The organism is Clostridium tertium, assembly GCF_902652255.1.
Lineage (GTDB): Bacteria > Bacillota > Clostridia > Clostridiales > Clostridiaceae > Clostridium > Clostridium tertium_A.
The window spans coordinates 1-20054 of sequence record NZ_CACRTO010000047.1 but is presented as its reverse complement, the minus strand read 5'-3'; the positions used below and the strand labels follow the sequence as shown (position 1 = coordinate 20054).

The following is a 20054-nucleotide window of genomic DNA, read 5'->3' as shown; positions in this document are numbered from 1 at the left end:
CTTTTTATAATTAAGAATTAAAAATGAATAATGAATAATAAAGGATTAAACTAGGTTAAGCCTAGTTTTTTATATTTATAGTAAATATATAAAATATATTGGAGGATATTTATGCTCTTTGCATCTATTTTATTAAGTATAAGTTTAGTAAATAAAAAAGTTAGAGTGAATAAAAATTAATTTTGTAATTATTGAACTTTACTATTTCATTATTAAGTTCTACTTTCCTTTTAGAGAGTATCTAACAAAAAGTGTGTACTTGCTAGTAAATATATTTTAACTTATCATAAAGATAAGAAGGAATCTAGGAGGAGATATAATGAAAAAAGAAATAGAAGTATTTGATTATGCAAATGTTATAATGAAGGCTCTAAAGAATGGAGTTTTATTAACTACAAAAGCAGATGATAAAGTTAATTCTATGACTATATCTTGGGGGTCATTAGGAATAGAGTGGGGGAAACCTATTTTTACAGTCTTTGTGAGAGAAAATAGATTTACAAAGTATCAGCTAGAAAAGAATCCAGAGTTTACTATTAATATACCAGTAGGGGACTTTAATAAAAAGATATTAGGAGTTTGTGGTACAAAGTCTGGACATTTAGTTGATAAAATAAAAGACTTAAATTTAACCCTTGAATCACCTAATGAAATTTCAGTACCAGCTATTAAGGAGCTTCCACTTACCCTTGAATGTAAAGTTATATATAAACAAATGCAAGATAAAAATGAAATTTTAGAAGAAAATAAAACTAAATATTATCCTCAAGATGTAGATGGATCATTCCATGGGGCAAATAGGGATTATCATATAGCTTATTATGGTGAAATTGTAAGTGCATATATAGTTGAATAATATAATATTAAATATAGAAAAGTGCTACTATTTATTGAATTATAGGCACTTTTTTCTTGCTTATTTTTATTATTGTTACCTTTTATTAAAATTAAGAATAATTAGTTGTATAAATTCACAAATATAATGCTGCTATTTAAAATAGAAATGAACCTTATATTAAGAGTATAAACCTTATATTAAGGGTATAATTAGATAAATATTACAAGATATTTAAGACTAATATTCATAAATGTTAAATTCATTATAAATGAGATACTTATTATGATATACTAGTGATTGAAAATTATTATCACTACATAAATGAAAAGGATGAATTTAATGGAAAATATAAATAAGTTACAAAGCTTTATAATACTAGGTATGGTTAGTTTAGGAATATTAATTGGTCAAATAGATTTTATTAGTATATATTCTGAATACTTAATAATGCCATCACTTATGATAATGTTATTTTTAGTATTTATACAAATACCTATAAAAGAAATAGGTAAGTCTTTTAAGAATTTGAAGTTTACTATAACTTCAATTACTATTAATTTTATATGGACTCCAATATTAATATTTATATTAGGAAGATTATTTTTAAAGAATAAACCTGAATTATTAATTGGCTTTATAATGCTAATGGTAACACCTTGTACTGATTGGTATTTAATTTTTACAGGAATAGCTAAGGGAAATGTTGCATTAAGTTCCTCCATATTGCCACTTAATTTAATACTTCAATTAATATTATTACCAGTATATATATTTATATTTGGTGGGACAAGTATTGAAATAGATGCTATTAGCTTAGGTAAAGGAGTTATTTATAGTTTAATAATACCACTATTTCTTGCAATTATATGTAGATTTATTATTATGAGAAGGGTAAAAAGTAATGAACTTATTGGTAAACTAATGAGCAAGGCTTGTGACTACCAAGGGTATTTCTTAAATATAGCAATTATAGCTATGTTTGCCTCACAGGGGAAGGTACTTTTAAGTAATTTAAATACATTACTTATACTATTAATTCCTATATTACTATTTTTCTTTATTAATTTTATGGTGGGTAGGTTTATAGGAGGAAAATTAAATTTAAGTTATGAAGATAGTGTATCTTTAAACTTAACAACATTAGCGAGAAATTCTCCTATAGCATTAGCTATAGCTGTTGCTACTTTTCAAGATAAACCTTTAATCGCGTTAGCACTAATAATTGGACCATTAATAGAATTACCTGTGCTATTTATAATATCTAAAGTATTATTGAAAATAAGGTATAGACACATAACACAATAAATATGTATAATTATAATACAATAAGTGGAAAAGTTAAATAATGTAAATGAAGATGATATAAAAAATATACTGAAAGTATGGGAGTCATCAGTTAGAGCAAACCCATAACTTTTTAAGTGAAGAAGATATAGTATCACTTATACCCAATGTTGTAGAAGGTGCTAATTATGTTAATGACCTTTTATGTGTAAGAAATGATAACGGAATTATTAAAGCTTTTATGGGAGTACATAATAATAAAATCGAGATGTTATTTATAAGTGATGATTACAGGGGCATGGGTATCGGTAAAAAACTAATAGAATATGCAATAAAGATTTTAAATGTAATGTATGTAGATGTAAATGAGCAAAATATTCAAGCAGTAGAATTTTATAAACATATGAGGTTTGAAGTTTTTGAAAGATCAGACCTTGATGAGCAAGGAAATAATTTTCTAATATTTCATATGAGATTAAACTAAGGAGAGATTAAAAGTGAAAAAGAAAGTGGCGTTTATATGTGTTCATAACTCTTGTAGATCACAAATAGCAGAGGCATTAGGTAAATTATATGGTAGTGAAGTTTTTGAAAGTTACTCAGCAGGAACAGAAACTAAGCCACAAATAAACCAAGATGCAGTTAGAATTGTTAAGGATATATATAATATTGATATGAATAAAACTCAAAAATCTAAACTGTTGACAGAAATACCAGAGGTAGATATTGCTATAAAAATGGGATGTAATGTTATATGTCCTACAGTATTTGCAGAGCATATAGAGGATTGGGGATTAGAAGATCCTACTGGGAAAAGTGATGAGGAGTTTATTAAGGTAATTAATACTATAGAAGAAAAAATTAAAAATCTAGTATATAGAATTAATAATAGAGAAATTTAAAAATAAAATGACTGTCTTTAGGACAGTCATTTTGTTTAAAAAGGTTGTCCTTTAATCTCAATCTTGTTATTATATATTGGGAAGAAAGTTTATCCCATCGCTACCATTGCTAACACTCCCTCCTTCTATAAGTGAGAGCTAAGCACTGCTACGCGCATGGATTAGTTCTTCTATAGCCTTCAGATGGAGCACGGGGTATTCCTGTTAAGAAAACTCCACCTGAAGATAAGAATCACTTTATAAAATAGAGGTGGATGATTATAATGGAAATGCCACAAGTAAAACTAAATAATTTTGAAGGACCCTTTGATTTATTACTACATTTAATTAAAAAGAATGAGATGGATATTTATAATGTAGAAATATATAAAATAACTAATCAATATTTAAAACATCTAGATGAAATGAAGGTTATGGATCTTGAAATAACTTCAGAATTTATAGTAGTTGCTGCAACTTTAATTGAAATAAAGTCTAAGAAGCTTTTACCTGTAGTTAAAGTAGATGAAGAAAATGAAGAAGATATAGAAAAACGTCTTATGGAAAGGCTTATTGAATATAGAAAGATAAAGGGTGCTGCATTATTTTTAAGAGATAGGTTTATAGAATCAGGTGATATTTATACTAAGAAGCCTGAAATAATAGAAGATGTTAAGAATAATAGTAAAGAAGACGATTTATTTAAAAACACCACTTTATTAGATTTATATAATTTATATAATAGTCTAATAGAGAATTTTCTAATGAAACAAAATAAGGCTAATGTAATTCAAAGAAAGATATATATTGATAAGTACAAAATTGAAGATAAAATGAATGAGTTAGCAGAGAGAGTAGAAAATGAATCAATTATAAAATTTAAGGAAATAATTGATGCAAGTGAATGTAAATTAGAAGCTGTAGTAACATTTCTAGCACTTCTAGAACTTATAAAGATAAGAATTGTAAAGGTATATCAAGATGAAAGCTTTGATGATATCTTAATTGAAAGGAGAAGAGGAAATGAGTAAATTAGAAATTGGACAATATGAATTTGAAGAATTATCAAATAAGCCAAGAATAAAGTCTGCAATTGAATCATTACTTTTTGTAAGTGGTGATCCTCTTTCAATAAAAGATATAACTAATGCTTTAGAGTCAAACATAAAGTTAGTTAAAGAAGTATTAGATGAAATGGTTCTAGAGTATGATAGTGAAAAAAGAGGTATTAAGCTTATTTCAATAAATGGTGAATATCAACTAGTAACTAAGGCCGAAAATAGTGACTTTGTACAAAAATTATTAAAAAAGAATAAGAGACAATCATTATCACAAGCTTCTTTAGAAAGCTTAGCTATAATTGCTTATAAGCAACCGATAACGAGGGTTGATATAGACGAAATAAGAGGAGTTAAGTCTGAGAGTGCGATTAACAGACTTATTGAAAAAGACTTAATTAAGGAAGTTGGAAGATTGGAAGTTCCAGGTAGACCAATGTTATTTGGAACTACAGAAGAATTCTTAAGACAATTTGGTTTAAGAGAATTAAATGAATTGCCTTCACTAGATATATATAACAATGAAGACAATTCAATAATTGAAGAAATGAGCAATATAGTGCAAGGCAAGGAAGATAAAGAATTAGAGAGTAAAGAATAGTTTTAAATTATTAATGTATATTACCAGAAGAGGAATCACAATCATCTAAATCAGTATTTGAAGATGATGTGCTTCCTTTTTTCTTATCTTCATTGAAAAATCCTTTTATCATATCAATAACTTGAGGAACTGAATCTACAATTCTATCATATGTAGAATTTTGGTCTACAGGAAGTAGCCTTACTGCATCATTTCTTAACACTAAGAATGCAACAGGCTTTACAGTAATACCAGCTCCTGAACCTCCACCAAAAGGATGTTTAGTAACTTCTTCAAGTGGTGCTTTACATTCGTGACCAAATTCACTTCCACCAGAAACAAAACCAAATGTTAATTTTGAAATTGGAATAATGTAGCTTCCGTCTTTAGTTTCAACAGCATCTCCAATTACAGTATTAACATCTATCATATCTTTTAGATTTTCCATAGTACTTTTCATTAAATTTTCAATAGGATGTTGGTTTGTCATAGTTTTCTCCCTAAATTAGGGAGTCACCTCCTTATATTCTAAAGATTTATAAAATAAGAATAATATATATATAATATTGGCAAGATTAAAATAAAATATACCAGTTATGCCAAAAGATAAATGGGTTTTATTAAATCTAGGATTAATATTAAGTCCTAAATTAGTAACATCAAAAACTATAGATAAAATAAAATAAAGAAAACCGGGTAATATATTTAAAATTCCATAAAGAAGAGCACAAAGGGCTGCATCTTCAAATCCATAATCTAAATATCCTTTTATCTTTATTAATGGTTTGAATTTATTATTACTTATATAGTTATATAATTTGATAAAGGCTATTTTTCTTGACCTTTTCTTAGCTTTTATTCTTTCTTTCTTAGGGTTTTCTTTTTCCTTATAAGAATGATCAATATTATTCTTTTTACTTTTACTTTCAAGGAATTTTCTTAGAAGTTTAAGTTGTATGCCATCTTTTGAAGTAAAAATAAGTTTATTGAACAATTTAAAGAATAAGATATTATCAATAAAACTAACTTCTATTTTTATTGGTATTGGAAAAATAATTAATAATATAATAAGAGATAAAATAAATAGAAATATCATATGCAATCCTTTCTTTAAATCGTAATCATATCTGACATTTTAAGAAAAAAGTAAAAAAAATGTTTAAAAAATTTCTTTTGGAACAAACTACTCATAGATGGTTATTATAGAGGGTGATATTATGAAAATTAATAAAAAATTATCAATAGTCTTTTTATTAGTATTATTGACAATAAATATAAATGTTAATACAGTTAATGCGTTCACAGATGACGATATAGATTCAGATTTTGAAACCTTAGATATAGTCGAAGATGTAAGTGATATTTCATTAGAAGAAATAAATCCTAGTAAGCCTCTAAGAGTATCTGCTAGAAATGCAATAGCATTAGATGCGAAAACTATGGAAGTATTATGGGATCAAAATGGATATGAAATTGTTCCTATGGCTAGTACAACAAAAATATTAACTTGCTTAATAGCAATAAATTATGGAGATTTGGATAGAAAAGTAACCATCAGTAAAAATGCAGCATCTATTAGAGGTTCAACAGTAGGATTTAGACCTGGTGAAGAAGTGTCAATGAGAGAATTGCTATTTGGATTAATGTTTAGATCAGGTAATGATGCAGCTATAGCAATTGCCGAAGATATAGGTGGATCTATCGAAGGTTTTTCAAATATAATGAATGATTTTGCAAAATCCGTTGGGATATTAGATTCACATTTTGAGTCACCTCATGGACTTGATAGTGCTAAGCATTATTCTTCAGCTTATGATTTAGCTATCTTAACATCTAAGGCAATGGAATACCCAGAGTTTAGAGAATGTGTTGGAGAAAAAACTATAAGTAAGGATAAGTATAATTTTACTAGAGATTACAGTAATATAAATAAAATACTTTATAGAATACCTGAAGCTAATGGTGTTAAAACTGGTTATACTGGAGGGGCAGGAAAGTGCTTAGTATCATCAGTAAATCATAATGGTAGAAATATTATAATAGTTGTACTTAATTGTGTTGATAGATGGAATGTAACTGAAAATATATATAATTATGTCATTGCAAATAATGAATTTATCACAAAAAATAATAAAGACATATTAAAAGAAGAAAAACTAGCTGGACTTGGAGATGTAATTCAAGAAGAAGATATAACCTATGGCTATAAAGAAACAGATGCAGTTGAAGTAGAAGTATTCAACAATAATAAGATAAATCAAGGTGATATACTTGGAAAGATATCTGTTAAAGATAAGACATTTGAAAAGTTTAAATTCCCTTTAATAAGCAACATAGATATTAGCAAAGAAGAGTTAGAAAATATAATAATGGGAAACTAGTACAATTAAAAAGTAACAATTGATTTAAAAACTCCTTAGGGAGTTTTTTCTTTTCGACCTTTAGTTAATTATTTGGAATAAAATTACTTTTATGCTAAAATTATAAAACAGGAATACCTCAAAGGAGAGCGAGTGCTTTGGGGAAGATATTATTTTTATAAGGAGGCAAGAAAATGAAGATTAAAGTCAAAGGAATGGGAATATATTTACCTAAGAGAGTAGTCACAGGGGAAGAGGTAGATGAAATCATTGGTAAAAAAATAGGCTGGACAAGTAATTATGTTGGTGTAAAGGAGAGAAGGTATGCAAATAATGAAGAAACTGTATCGATAATGGGGAAAAATGCTATTTTAGATGCCTTAAAGGATGCCTCTATGTCATTAGATGATTTAGATGCAATTTGTTATGCTGGAGCCTCTGTTGAACAAATTATCCCATCTACAGCTTGTTTGATTCAAAGACATCTTGGATTGGGTGATAGTGGAATATCTTGTTTTGATATTAACTCAACATGTTTAAGCTTTCTTTCAGCACTTGATAATTTAAGCTATCTAATTGAAGCTGGTAGATATAAAAATGTTGTTATTATTGCTAGTGAAAAGGCATCTGCAGCAATTAATCCAAAGGAGCCAGAATCTTTTGCCCTTTTTGGAGATGGAGCTGTTGCAATGATTATAGGGAAAGCCTCTGAAAATGAGAGGGCAAGAATTATTAATGCAATGCATAGAACCTATGGTGATGGAGCAGACCTTTGTTCAATCCTTGCAGGTGGAAGTAAAATTCCACCTACTACTAAATCTGTAACAAAGGAAAGTGAAGATCAGTTTAAATTTCATATGGATGGTAAAAAATTATTAAAGTTATCTTTTCAAAAAATACCTAAATTCTTAGAAGACCTATTAGGAAAATCTAATTTAACTTTAAAAGACATTGATATGGTATGTCCACATCAAGCATCAACTAGTGCTATGAGGTTAATTAGAAAGAAATTAAATATTCCTGAAGAAAAGTTTATGGTTATTATCGAAAAGATGGGTAATATGATTGCTGCATCAATCCCTATGGCTTTTTATATAGCTGTTAAAGAGGGCAAAATTAAAAGAGGAAATAAAGTATTACTTATGGGTACATCAGCTGGACTTTCAATTGGTGGTGTAATTTTAGAGTACTGATTAATTTAATTGAGGGATGATATGAATATTTTGATTCTTGGGGGAAGGGCTCCTGTAGCAGTACATTTAGCTAGAATTTTATCCATGCATAGTGTTTATATAGCAGATAGGGTTAGCTTAGCTAAGAATAGTATGGCTATAAAAGAAAGTTTAAAGATAGTGAGTAAACCTAATAAGAATATAGAAGGTTATTTAAAAGAAATTAACGGTATTATTAATAAAAATAAAATTGATATAGTAATACCAACATGTGAAGAAACTATTTATATATCAATGATAAGGGATAAATTGCAATGTAAGGTTTTAGTAGACGACTTTCAAAAAATACTAACTCTTCATAATAAGTATGAATTCATTAAGCTATGCGATATGTTAGGGCTCAAAACACCTAAAACAGAAATTTATAGAAAAGATGCTTTTATAAAAATAACTAATAAAAGTATTATTAAGCCTATATTTTCAAGGTTTGGAACATTTGTAAAAGTGATTAATAATACTAATGAAATAGTTATTAATGAGGATAATAAGTATATAATTCAGGAATTTATTAAAGGTCAGCAGTATTGTACTTTTTCTTTAGTTAAAGAGGGGAACATATTGTTACATGTAAACTATAAAACTAAACATGCTATTGGAATGGGGACAAGTATCTATTATGAATATTGTGAGAGTAATAGACTAAAAGATATAGTATCTAAAATAGTTAAAGAATTAAATCTTTCAGGACAAGTTGCTTTTGATTTTATAAAGTTTGATAATGACTTTTATCCTATAGAATGTAATCCTAGATCAACTAGTGGACTTACTTTAATACCTTATGATACTGACATAATAGGAGCCTTCATAAATGGAGAGAAAATTAAAGTTGATAAGTTTAATATAACTTCTATGAAAACTAATATGTTTTTGCATGGAATATTTAAAGGGAAGTTTTTAAATAAAGAATACAGAAATGATTATAAAAACTCTAGGGATATTGTATATGATGGTAAAGACAAAATGCCCTTTTTAAATCAGTTTTGGGTAGTGCTTTATTTTCTTATCTTAAGCTTAATATATAGAAAAAGTATTACTGGTATAACAACATTTGATATTGAGTATAACGGAGATTAGGGGCGCTATGGTAAAGGTTTTTGATGAAAATAATTTAGATGAATATAAACAAAAGCATAAGGACGAATTTGTATATGAATATGCATATCCATTTCTCGCATTTGCTAGTGAAAATTTAATATCGAATCTTAAAACTAATGTTAAGGTCCTAGTGCTATCAACGGGAAGAGAAATAATTATAACTATAAACAAAAAGGAATACTCTAATACTTATACAGTGTCACCTTTTAGTCATTTTATAACTTATTGTTATGATGAATTATATTGTTTAAATAATAAGATTTTAGAGTTTGTATTAAGTCCTATAATATATTTACTTGGACTACTTTTTAAGGGTTGTAGAATTAATAATATAGTTATTGTAAATAGTTTAATGTTATCAACAAATTTAATTAACAATTTATCTTTTAAGGAGTTAGAGGAAATAAAAAAATATTTAATTAAAAACTATCCTAAAAGCAGCATAGTATTTAGAAGTTTAAATAATTATTTTTATTCTGCCATATCTGCTTCTTTGGAAAAATTAAATTTTAAGAAACTACCTAGTAGACAAGTATATTTATTGAAGAAAAGTGATACTTTAAATAAAAGTGCTAGAAAAAAGATAAATCAAGATTATAAATTAATATGGAAAAATAAATTAAATATTATAGATATAAAAGAAACTATGTATTCAACTGAAATTGTGAAGTTATACAATATGCTTTACATTGATAAATATTCAAAGTCAAATCCAATGATTAAAAAGACTTTTGTGGAATTTCTAATAAAAAATGATAAGTTTATTTTCAAAGGTCTGATTGATGAAGATAAGAAGCTAATTGGTATTATTGGGTGCTTTGTTGTAAATAATACTTTAACTACTCCCATTCTAGGCTATGACACATCTAAAGATATAAACTTATACAGAATGTTAACTTCTATGATTAATAAACTTGGAGAAGAGCTAAATTGTAATTTACATAGGAGTTCTGGTGTTGGAAAGTTTAAAAAGCTTAGGGGAAGCAAAAAGGATATAGAATATATTTACTATTACAATGAGCATCTTGGTTTTTATAGAAAGATGCCATATAAATTACTATCCATTTTAAATAGTAAAAGGATATTAAAGCTTATTATGGAGAAGGATTTTTAAGGAGAGAAGATGAAGATTTTAGTAACTGGAGCTACTGGTTTTTTAGGATACCACGTAGTTAAAAGGTTTTTAAATGAAGGTTATTTGGTAACTGCTATAGGAAGAAAAAATGAGGGGAAGTTAACGGAGTTAGATGTTGAATTTAAGAGAATAGATATTACAGATTCTTTAGATGAATTGGAGCATGATTACGATGTTATTATACATTCAGCTGCATTATCTAAATCCAGTGGAAGATATGACGAATTTTATAAGGTTAATGTAAATGGAACTAAAAATATGATAGCTTTTGCTGAAGAAAATAAAAATTTAAAAAGGTTTATTCATATATCAACACCGAGTATTTATTCAGGTTCTGAGGAAAGAGTAAATGTTAAGGAAAGTGATCCTATAACAAAAAACTTTTTAAATAATTATGCTAAAACTAAGTATTTAGGGGAAAAAGAAGTTATAGCTAGTAGCTTGCCATATATAATTATTCGTCCACGAGCTATCTTTGGTGAATATGATACATCTATTGTACCTAGTTTAGTTAATGCGGCTAAGAAAGGCTTTTTGCCTATGATAAATAATGGAAGTTGTTTAGTTGATGTTACTTATGTAGAGAATGTAGTACAAGCTATTTATTTAGCGGTAAATTGTGAGGATAAATACATTGGTGAATGTTACAACGTCAATAATGATGAAGCTTTAGAACTAAGAGAAGTTTTAGAAATGTTATTTGAAGCTTTAGATATTAGGCCTAAATATATTAAATTACCATATAGGATTATGTTTACAACTGGAAGGATAATAGAATGGGTATCAGAAAAGTTAAGTGTGGATTGCACCTTAAATAGATACACAGTTACGGTACTATCGAAAAGCCAAACTTTAGATATAAGTAAAATAAAAAATCAGTTAAATTATAAACCATTATTCACAATTAAAGAGGGATTAAATAAATATGCTGAATGGTATTTAAAGGAGGGAAAGTGATTGAAGGTTAGATTTATAGATTGTGGATATTGTAGCAATATTGAAAGATTAGTTAGAAAAAAGGGTAAGCTTAAAAAAATTAGATTTCCAGCATTAACTGTTTATATAGAACATCCAAGGGGAAATGTTTTATTTGATACAGGATATTCTAAGCATTTTTATGAATCTGTTAAGAAGTTTCCATATAATTTATATGGGTTATTAACTCCTTGCACAGTTAAAGAAGAGGAGTATGCAACAAATGTCTTAAAGGGTAAAAAAATAGATTTGATTTTACTATCTCACTTTCATGCAGATCATATAGCTGGGCTTAAAGATTTCCCTAATATACCTATAATATGCTCTAAAAAAGAGTATTTTCACTTAAAGAATAAGAAGAACTTCAAAGCATTAAAAGAAGGATTTATACCAAATCTTCTACCAAGTGATTATGAAGATAGAGTAAAGTATATTGAAGATTTAGAGGTAAGTAAAAATCCAATTAAGAACTCTGTTTTTACTAAGGTATATGATTTATTTGATGATGGGAAGTTGCTTGTGGTTGAATTACCAGGACATAGTAAAAATACATTAGGTTTAATTATTAATGATGAAAAGAAATATTTTTTAATTTCAGATTCAGCTTGGGTTAAGGAAAATTATTTAGAGGGAGATTATCCGAGTAAATTAACTAGACTTATTATGGATGATTATAAAGAGTTTATTAAGACATTACAAAAAATTGTGAAGTTTTCTAAGGAAACGAATAATGAATTTCAAATAGTAGCAACCCATGAAATGAGGTGAGATAATGGGCTATGTCTTAATAACAGGTGCTACAAAGGGGATAGGTAAAGCTTTTGCGAAAAGACTAGCAGGAGAGAATAAAAACTTAATTTTAGTTGCTAGAAGTGAGGACTTATTAAAAGAACTAAAAGAAAGTTTAGAACTTAAGTTTAATATTGATATTGTAACCTTTAGGATAAATTTAAGTAAGCTAGATGAGATTAATAGTCTAATTGAAAACATAGATGGTTATGAGATAGACATGCTTATTAATAATGCTGGATTTGGTGGATATAAATCTTTTGCAGATCATGATTTATCTTTTAATATGGACATGGAAATTACTCATAATACAAGTGTAATTATGTTAACTCATAATATATTAAATAGATTTAAGATGAAAAATAAGGGAGCAGTTCTTACCGTAAGTTCAATAGTAGGATTTGGGGCTTTTCCGAACCTAGGAATTTATTGTGCTACTAAAGCATTTTTAAATATATTTATGGAAACTATCTATTTAGAGAATCTAGGCAGTAATATTAATATCAAGTGCCTTTGTCCAGGTTTTGTTAGTAGTAGTTTTTATGACGGTATAAATATAGATAAAAAGTTACTTAAAAATAAAGGGGTACTAAGATGGATGACTACTGACGAAATAGCTAGCTATACTATTAAAAATATTAATAAAAATAAGGTGATTTTAATACCAGGGATATTAAATAAATTCTTATATGTACTGTTAACTAGGATGCCTAAAAAGATATATTACAAAATAGCAAATAAAAATTGGGAATACTTAAAATAGGTGTGATATGAAAGAAAAAATAAAATTATTTAGATATTATTTGGATAGAAAATATAACTATAAATTTAAAAGTAGAGAAGAACTAGAGAGATTTCAAAAGGATAAATTTAAAGAACATATTAAGTATGTAATGAAGAACTCTATATTTTATAAAGAATATTATAAAGGGTATAATATAAATAATCTAAGTAGCTTACCTTGTATAGATAAAAAGATTATGATGGACAATTTTGATTTATTAAATACAGTAGGATTAAAAAAAGACCAATGCTTTGAAATAGCATTTAAGGCAGAAAATAGTCGTGATTTTTCACCTATGATAAATGGTAATATTATTGGGCTATCATCAGGAACTAGTGGTAATAGAGGTTTATTCTTAGTTTCAGAAGAAGATAAAAGTAAGTGGACAGGAACTATTTTAGCTAAGGCTCTAAAGGAAAGTATATTAAAAAGGCAAAGAGTAGCCTTCTTTTTAAGAGCTAATAGTAATTTATATGAATCAGTAAAAAGCAATCATATTAAGTTTGAATTTTTTGATTTATTGCATCCCTTGAATGAGAATGCAAAAAGATTAAATAAATATCAGCCAAGCTTCTTAATAGCTCCACCATCAATGCTAATATTGTTAGCAAAAGAAATGGAATGGAATAGATTAAACATTTCACCTAAAATAATATATTCTGTAGCTGAAATATTAGAAGACAAAGACAAGGAGTACTTAGAAAAGGTATTTAATAAAAAGATTCATCAAATATACCAGGCAACAGAAGGGTTTTTGGGAATTACATGTAAATATGGGAATCTCCATTTAAATGAAGACTTTGTAATCTTCGAAAGAGAATATATAGATGAAGAGAGATTTTACCCTATAATTACTGACTTTGAAAGAAAAACTCAACCGATAATAAGGTACAAGCTTAATGATATTCTAATAGAGAAAAAAGAAAAATGTCCTTGTGGTTCTGTTAGTACTTGCATTGAAAAGATTGAAGGTAGAAGTGATGATATTTTTAAATTTATAAATAAAAAGGGTGATGAAGTTATTATTTTCCCTGATTTTATAAGACGAGCTATAATTAGTAGCAGTGAAGAGATTATAAGTTATCAAGCCTTCCAACAAAGCTTAACAAATATTGAAATTTACATTGAAATAGATGAAAAATCAGATAGAGAATTAATTCAGGATAATATAAGGTTTAGTCTAGATCATTTATTTGATAAGCAGGACATTGAAAAGATAAATATTTCTTTTAGGGATACTCTAGTTTTTATTCAAGGTAATAAGCTTAGAAGAATAAGTAGTAATGTACTATATGTCTGATATTTGGCAAAGTGCAATCTTGTAGCCAATACTATAGGAGTAAAGCCAATGTCTATTGTTTGCTTAAAAAACAATTCTAAATTGAAGTGGAATCTAAATTAGATTATTATATTTTAACATCAGGAAATAACTGGTAGAAGATATATATCAGCCAGAACAGGATAAAAATGTTTAAAAGAGTAATGAAAAGGGGGAAGCTATGAGCTAACTCCTTATTTTATTTATTAGAAAATATATTATTTATAAATAAATTTAATGATTAAGAAGAGTGGTTTTAAAGAAAGTTTTTATATGAATTTAATTTTTTAATAAGTGAATACTAATTTAGATACATTAATTATAAAACTATGAAAAATATGGTATAATATATAATGCAACTATGAGAAATAGTATTTTTACTAGTAGTGATTACATAAATAAGATGTTTCTATAATTATATGACTTTAATTCTGGTATAGAAAGTGAATTTGTTATAAAAAAATTGATAAATATCCAGCATGGATAAATGAAAATTTGCCAGGTGACTTTTCATTATGGAAAGAAAAATTTAATTTATATCATTTAGGAGGTGTTAATTTGAAATCTGTTTCTTATTCAAGTTTTATAATAGGACTGCTTTTACTTGGAATTGAATATATTTATCTTTTTGATGATTTGTTAGGTTATTTTATAACAACTTCAGGAGTGTTACTAATTATATTAGGAATTTTTATTAATAAAAGAGTACGTGAATTTCTTGTTAATATAGTAATTAATTTCTTATAGATAATATAGATTAAAGTGTAGCGAAATATGCACTAAACTATTTTCTTATAATAGACTACAAATAAATAATAAAAGTCAAGTTAAAGAAAAAGAAGAAATAATAGTTTATATTTTTAAGACTCAAACTTCCATGATTATATATAAATGAGGCGAAATTTACAAATAATTATAAATCTATAATAATTATGGTATAATTTTAATTAGAAGTATAATTTTATATTAATAGTATATTATAGGTAAAAAGTTTTATAATGTATTAATAAGTATAAATGATCTTCTATATTTATATATGTTAAAAAATACACAAAAATAGGGGAGATAACAATGAGCAAGATTACAAAAGTTATTCTTTGTATTGCTAGTGCTAGTATATTATTTCTATCTGGATGTAGTAACTCTACATCTAATAAAAATGAAGATAAGAATAGCGATACTATTATAACATCTTCAGAGGATAAAAATAATAAGCAAGATGATTCAAATAATAGACAAGATTCAGGTACAGCAAAAGAAGATGAGTCTACCAGAAACAATGATTATGAATCAATTAAGCAAATCTATCTAGATAAATTAAATGAACTACAAGCTAATTTAGATACATCCTTAAAAGCTAAGTATGATAGTGGAGTAACTCTTGAAATGGTAGAGGCTGCTTCTGAAGAATATGAAAAATGGGATGATATGTTAAATGAAGTTTATTTTAAATTAAAAGAACAGTTATCAGAAGATGAAATGGACAAGTTAACTCAGGAAGAGCTTAATTGGATTCAGACTAGAGACGAAAAGCGAGATGCAGCCGATGATGGGTACGAAGATGGATCAATTGCTCCTTTTTTAAGAATAGATAGTATGGCTAAAAGCACTAAAGAAAGATGTTATGAGTTAGTCAACAACTATATGAAGTAGGAGTGAAGAGTTTATGGAAGAGAATGAGAAGAAAAAGAAAGATTCCTATAATCTACCTATATTTATGGGATTAGGACTTACATTTGGAATCGTATTTGACAATCTGGCTTTAGGATTAGGTTTGGGTGTTGCTATTGGCCTGTTACTAGATAAAAGAAAAGATACAACTAATTAGATATTATTATTTTAATTAATGCGTAGTAAGATTTTAGTTAATTTAACTACGCATTTTTATTAAAAATAATAATTAAGTGTTAAAACAATCATTATAGAAAATAGGAGTAGATGAAGAAAAGATGGCAGATAAATTAAGAGTTTTAATAGAAGGTATCCCAGCGCTAATTTGGGGTCCAGATTCAGATAAAGTTTATATATACGTTCATGGAAAAATGGGATGTAAAGAAAATGCAGAGAGTTTCGCTGAAAATGCAATTTCAAGAGGGTATCAGGTAGTAAGCTTCGATTTGCCAGAGCATGGAGAAAGAAAAAATGAAAACTATCAAATCCTGGTATGGAATGGGGTTAAGGATTTAAAATCTATTAGTAATTATGTAACTAATAAGTGGAAAGAAATAAGCTTGTATGCGTGTAGTCTTGGTGCATATTTTAGTCTTTTAGCTTATAAAGATCTTGATTTAAAAAAATCTTTATTTCAATGTCCAGTTTTAGATATGGAAAATCTAATTAGTAATATGATGAGCTGGTTTAATATAACTGAAGAGCAGTTAAAGAGCGAAAAAGTAATTGAAACACCTATAGGGGAAACATTATATTATGACTATTGGATTTACACAAAGGAAAATCCTATTATTAAATGGAACTCTAATACTTATATCCTATATCCTTCAAAGGATGGATTAACTGATAAAACAACAGTATCTAATTTTGTAGATAAGTATTCTGCTAATTTAACAGTTATTGAAGGTGCAGAACACTATTTTACAGAGGAAAAATATTTGAAGCAATTAGAAAAGTGGTTTAATGAGTATATATAAGATTATGAATAGAGCTAAAAAGTGTGTAATAAGTTTATTATAAATGAGAAGTAGGTGATTAAATGGGATTTAATGTGATTAAGTTATCAGAAGAATATATAGAAGAATGTACTAATTTATTTATTGATACATTTTCTAGAGAACCTTGGAATGATGTATATGATTCGAGGGAACAGGTAAGGGATTTTTTTATAAACCATATGAAAAACAATTACTTTCTAGGATATATAGGATTAATAGATAATAAGGTGGTAGCTTTAAGTATAGGAATGAAAAAGCCGTGGATTTATGGGATGGAGTATTACATAGATGAATTTTGTATAGGTTATGAATTCCAAGGAAAAGGTATAGGTAGCATATTTATAAAAACTCTAGAAGAGTTATTAAAACATGAAAAAGTTGAAGGAATGATATTAAACACAGAAAGAGAATATCCTTCTTGTAGTTTTTATAAAAAAAATGGCTTTAAAGTCTTAGGAGATCTTATTGTTATGGGGAAGTAGTAAAGTATTTATATACGTAAAATAAATATATAAAGTAATATTTAAAAAAATAACTGGTATAAATTTATGTGGGGGGAAATAAGATGGGAATATTTAATAAATTTAAAAAGAAAGGTGAAACTAAACCAAACTTTTATGAAGTTGATTCCATAGAGAAAGTAATTGAATTAGCAAATAAGAATATTCTAAAACCATTATATTTAATGCCATTAAGATTTAATGGAGAGGAATCAGAAAGAAACAGATTGTTTGTTCCACAAGTTGTAGTTGAATTAAAGGATAGATACGATGATATAGTTGAAGAACTATTAGTTCAAGGAAAGGTTAATGGTTATAGTTGCAGTCCTGAATATAAAGAAAAAAGTTTTGTTCCATCAAAATTAACTATTATAGCAAAGCAAGATGGAAAACCTATTTTTACTGAAACTATTGAGATTTGGTAATTTTAAATTATATCAAAAAATTTTATATAAAAATATAAATGCAACTTAAAGTAGCATAAACGCAAATCAGTGTTGGTGTTATATTACTAACTGAATTTATATAATATGTCTTATAAATAGGAAAAAGAAATAGGGATATATTTATGAGTTTTGCTGAAAATTTAAAAATACTAGAAAGACAAAAAATATATCACAAGAACAATTAGCAGAAATGTTAGATGTATCGAGACAAGCAGTTTCAAAATGGGAATCAGGTAATGGTTATCCTGAAACAGAGAAATTGATTTTAATATCGAAAGCATTAAATGTATCAATAGACTATTTATTGCTTGATGAAGTAAATTTAGAAGATAATATAAAAGATGAAGATAAAAATAAAGTTATAATATCTTCAGGGAAGATATCAATACGAACCTTTGATGGAACTAATATAGTTACTTGTAATAAGGTAACTACTTCAAAAGTTTCATCAGCTAAGGAAAATGACCCTAAATTTATATTATATGGGGTTGATAAAGTTACATTTTGGGGAGAACATAAAACTGTTCTAGGGTGGTATCTAGACAAAGAAGACATAATAAAAGAAATTGAAGAGATAAGTGAGGCTATTAGTTTAGGAATGCCTACTTATGAATTAAAATATGCAGCTAATGTAGAGATAAAACTTTTTAGTGTTAAAATAGTAGAGAAATAAAATATTATTATTAGAAATACTATTAAATAAAAGATTCCTAATAATTAGTATTTATTAGTTATAGTGGAGATTTATATTGATAATACAATATTTAATAAATTGATATAAGAAGATTGGGCAGATATAAACTGCCCTTTTTTATTTAGAATTATTAAATTATAAATAATTATAATACAAGTAAATAGCATTGTATAAAAATGTTATAATTAAAAATTTAAGTGTGCAAAATATAGTTTAATTAATATTAAATTACAATCTGCGACAGTACTCATCCTTCTAAAAATGTTGTAACAAAAAGAAAAATAGAAAATAAGTTAATATTGTATAAGAAATCCTGGGGGAGATTATTTAATGAAAGAAATTGTTGAATGCATTGATGTTGGAACGGAGTTTTGTCCTTGTAAATTAGCTGAAAGCGGGGAGTGTATTATTTGTTCTCAGCTTCAGGGGGATTGTCTTTGCGATTGTTTAAATTGGAAGGGAGTATGTATTTACCATGAATTTATTAATAATGGTTCAAAGGCAAAGGAAGGCAGAAGGACCTACAATTGTTTAGTTGTTAAAAAGGAAGTATTAGAAGAGGATATTGTAGTAATTAAGTTTGAAGTTCCACATAAATTAGCTATTGATTTAGTTAAGCCTGGAAGCTTTATTTTCATTAGAACTAGTGAAAATATATATTATGATGTTCCTATTTCAATTTTAGAGTCAGATATTAATGAGAATATAGTATCAATAATGATCGAAATTAGAGGAATAAAGACAAAGCAATTATTAAGTATAAATGAAGGTGAAGAAATCACTATAAGAGGTGCTTATTGGAATGGTGTATTTGGAATTAGCAATCTTAATAAGCAAAAAGACAAAAATGTTTTAGTATTAGCTAGAGGGATTGGTATGGCACCAATGATGCCAGTAATTAGAAAATTATCTTTTAGTAATAATAAAATAATTTTGTTATTAGATAAGGAACCTTATAAAGAAATTTATGTAAAAGAATATCTAGAGAATTATAATGTAGAATTAAAAGAAGTATCACTTTTAGATAAGGGTAAATTAAGTGATGAGGCAAAAGTGATTGTTAAAAAATTAATAGATGATAATGATATAAATTACATCCATATAGCAGGAGCTGATATATTAACTGTAAATACTATAGATTACTTAAATGAAATAGATAAAAATAAAATTGATTTATCTTGCTGTAATAATACAAAAATGTGTTGTGGAGAAGGTATTTGTGCGCTATGTACAGAGATGCTACAAAAAGGGCAGCAGCTAAACTTATAGTGATAAATTCTTTAAAAAGCGAGGATGTAGAAAGATTTGTGTAAAAGCAAATCTACTACATCCTTTTATGTATTTTTAAGTGGTAGATTTGGAATAATATTCTTATAATTAAAAGGAGGATTCCAAATGAAAGAAATAAAAGTACCA

General features: G+C 26.9%; 22 protein-coding genes and 1 pseudogene. 21 read left to right on the top strand and 2 right to left on the bottom strand.

Annotated features, from left to right (window positions below; translation table 11 throughout):
• Positions 1 to 319: 319 nt before the first annotated feature.
• From GPX08_RS14850 to GPX08_RS14825, 6 genes and pseudogenes are all read left to right on the top strand, one after another.
• Positions 320 to 856 (top strand): flavin reductase family protein, encoded by a 537-nt coding sequence (locus tag GPX08_RS14850; RefSeq protein WP_156627606.1) that lies wholly within the window; start codon positions 320 to 322, stop codon positions 854 to 856.
• A 321-nt stretch (positions 857 to 1177) separates the two neighbouring features.
• Complete coding sequence (locus tag GPX08_RS14845; RefSeq protein ID WP_156627605.1) at positions 1178 to 2143, top strand: arsenic resistance protein; 966 nt, start codon at positions 1178 to 1180, stop codon at positions 2141 to 2143.
• A 12-nt stretch (positions 2144 to 2155) separates the two neighbouring features.
• Positions 2156 to 2606 (top strand): annotated as a pseudogene (locus GPX08_RS14840) (GNAT family N-acetyltransferase).
• Positions 2607 to 2619: 13 nt separating this feature from the next.
• The gene (locus GPX08_RS14835) at positions 2620 to 3024 is read left to right on the top strand and encodes an arsenate reductase ArsC (RefSeq protein WP_156627604.1); all 405 of its coding nucleotides are present in this window, start codon (positions 2620 to 2622) and stop codon (positions 3022 to 3024) included.
• 263 nt (positions 3025 to 3287) lie between these two features.
• On the top strand, positions 3288 to 4034 hold the full coding sequence (locus GPX08_RS14830) for a segregation/condensation protein A (protein ID WP_156627603.1): 747 nt from the start codon (positions 3288 to 3290) through the stop codon (positions 4032 to 4034).
• Positions 4027 to 4662, top strand: a complete 636-nt coding sequence (locus GPX08_RS14825; RefSeq protein WP_156627602.1) for a segregation/condensation protein B — start codon at positions 4027 to 4029, stop codon at positions 4660 to 4662. The genes GPX08_RS14830 and GPX08_RS14825 overlap by 8 nt, the downstream gene beginning before the upstream one ends.
• A gap of 10 nt (positions 4663 to 4672) precedes the next feature.
• Here GPX08_RS14825 and ytfJ read toward each other — a convergent pair whose 3' ends face one another.
• Positions 4673 to 5131, bottom strand: a complete 459-nt coding sequence (gene ytfJ, locus GPX08_RS14820) for a sporulation protein YtfJ (RefSeq protein WP_156627601.1) — start codon at positions 5129 to 5131, stop codon at positions 4673 to 4675.
• A 15-nt stretch (positions 5132 to 5146) separates the two neighbouring features.
• On the bottom strand, positions 5147 to 5737 hold the full coding sequence (locus tag GPX08_RS14815; RefSeq protein ID WP_156627600.1) for a DUF2953 domain-containing protein: 591 nt from the start codon (positions 5735 to 5737) through the stop codon (positions 5147 to 5149).
• Between the two features lie 121 nt (positions 5738 to 5858).
• Between GPX08_RS14815 and GPX08_RS14810 the strand changes: the two genes are divergently transcribed.
• From GPX08_RS14810 to GPX08_RS14740, 15 genes are all read left to right on the top strand, one after another.
• Positions 5859 to 7022 (top strand): D-alanyl-D-alanine carboxypeptidase, encoded by a 1164-nt coding sequence (locus GPX08_RS14810; protein ID WP_156627599.1) that lies wholly within the window; start codon positions 5859 to 5861, stop codon positions 7020 to 7022.
• 173 nt (positions 7023 to 7195) lie between these two features.
• Positions 7196 to 8194: a beta-ketoacyl-ACP synthase III gene (locus tag GPX08_RS14805; RefSeq protein ID WP_156627598.1), complete on the top strand. Its 999-nt coding sequence runs from the start codon at positions 7196 to 7198 to the stop codon at positions 8192 to 8194.
• 21 nt (positions 8195 to 8215) lie between these two features.
• Positions 8216 to 9307 carry an ATP-grasp domain-containing protein gene (locus tag GPX08_RS14800; protein WP_156627597.1) on the top strand — a complete coding sequence of 364 codons (1092 nt, stop codon included), beginning with the start codon at positions 8216 to 8218 and terminating at the stop codon, positions 9305 to 9307.
• Positions 9308 to 9314: 7 nt separating this feature from the next.
• Positions 9315 to 10442, top strand: a complete 1128-nt coding sequence (locus GPX08_RS14795) for a hypothetical protein (RefSeq protein WP_156627596.1) — start codon at positions 9315 to 9317, stop codon at positions 10440 to 10442.
• A gap of 9 nt (positions 10443 to 10451) precedes the next feature.
• Positions 10452 to 11420, top strand: a complete 969-nt coding sequence (locus tag GPX08_RS14790; RefSeq protein WP_156627595.1) for an NAD-dependent epimerase/dehydratase family protein — start codon at positions 10452 to 10454, stop codon at positions 11418 to 11420.
• Positions 11421 to 12206 carry an MBL fold metallo-hydrolase gene (locus tag GPX08_RS14785; protein WP_156627594.1) on the top strand — a complete coding sequence of 262 codons (786 nt, stop codon included), beginning with the start codon at positions 11421 to 11423 and terminating at the stop codon, positions 12204 to 12206.
• 4 nt (positions 12207 to 12210) lie between these two features.
• Positions 12211 to 12990: an SDR family NAD(P)-dependent oxidoreductase gene (locus GPX08_RS14780; protein ID WP_156627593.1), complete on the top strand. Its 780-nt coding sequence runs from the start codon at positions 12211 to 12213 to the stop codon at positions 12988 to 12990.
• Between the two features lie 7 nt (positions 12991 to 12997).
• The gene (locus GPX08_RS14775; protein WP_156627592.1) at positions 12998 to 14311 is read left to right on the top strand and encodes a hypothetical protein; all 1314 of its coding nucleotides are present in this window, start codon (positions 12998 to 13000) and stop codon (positions 14309 to 14311) included.
• A 576-nt stretch (positions 14312 to 14887) separates the two neighbouring features.
• On the top strand, positions 14888 to 15076 hold the full coding sequence (locus GPX08_RS14770; RefSeq protein WP_156627591.1) for a hypothetical protein: 189 nt from the start codon (positions 14888 to 14890) through the stop codon (positions 15074 to 15076).
• Positions 15077 to 15400: 324 nt separating this feature from the next.
• Positions 15401 to 15982 carry a DUF1311 domain-containing protein gene (locus GPX08_RS14765; protein WP_156627590.1) on the top strand — a complete coding sequence of 194 codons (582 nt, stop codon included), beginning with the start codon at positions 15401 to 15403 and terminating at the stop codon, positions 15980 to 15982.
• 296 nt (positions 15983 to 16278) lie between these two features.
• Entirely contained in the window at positions 16279 to 16977 is a 699-nt protein-coding gene (locus tag GPX08_RS14760; RefSeq protein WP_156627589.1) for an alpha/beta hydrolase, read from the top strand.
• A 62-nt stretch (positions 16978 to 17039) separates the two neighbouring features.
• The gene (locus GPX08_RS14755; protein ID WP_156627588.1) at positions 17040 to 17480 is read left to right on the top strand and encodes a GNAT family N-acetyltransferase; all 441 of its coding nucleotides are present in this window, start codon (positions 17040 to 17042) and stop codon (positions 17478 to 17480) included.
• Between the two features lie 83 nt (positions 17481 to 17563).
• A complete protein-coding gene (locus GPX08_RS14750) occupies positions 17564 to 17923 on the top strand; it encodes a hypothetical protein (protein ID WP_156627587.1) in 360 nt (119 codons plus the stop codon).
• Positions 17924 to 18110: 187 nt separating this feature from the next.
• Positions 18111 to 18617, top strand: a complete 507-nt coding sequence (locus tag GPX08_RS14745; protein ID WP_156627586.1) for a helix-turn-helix domain-containing protein — start codon at positions 18111 to 18113, stop codon at positions 18615 to 18617.
• A 351-nt stretch (positions 18618 to 18968) separates the two neighbouring features.
• A complete protein-coding gene (locus GPX08_RS14740) occupies positions 18969 to 19907 on the top strand; it encodes a sulfide/dihydroorotate dehydrogenase-like FAD/NAD-binding protein (protein WP_156627585.1) in 939 nt (312 codons plus the stop codon).
• Positions 19908 to 20054 lie beyond the last annotated feature (147 nt).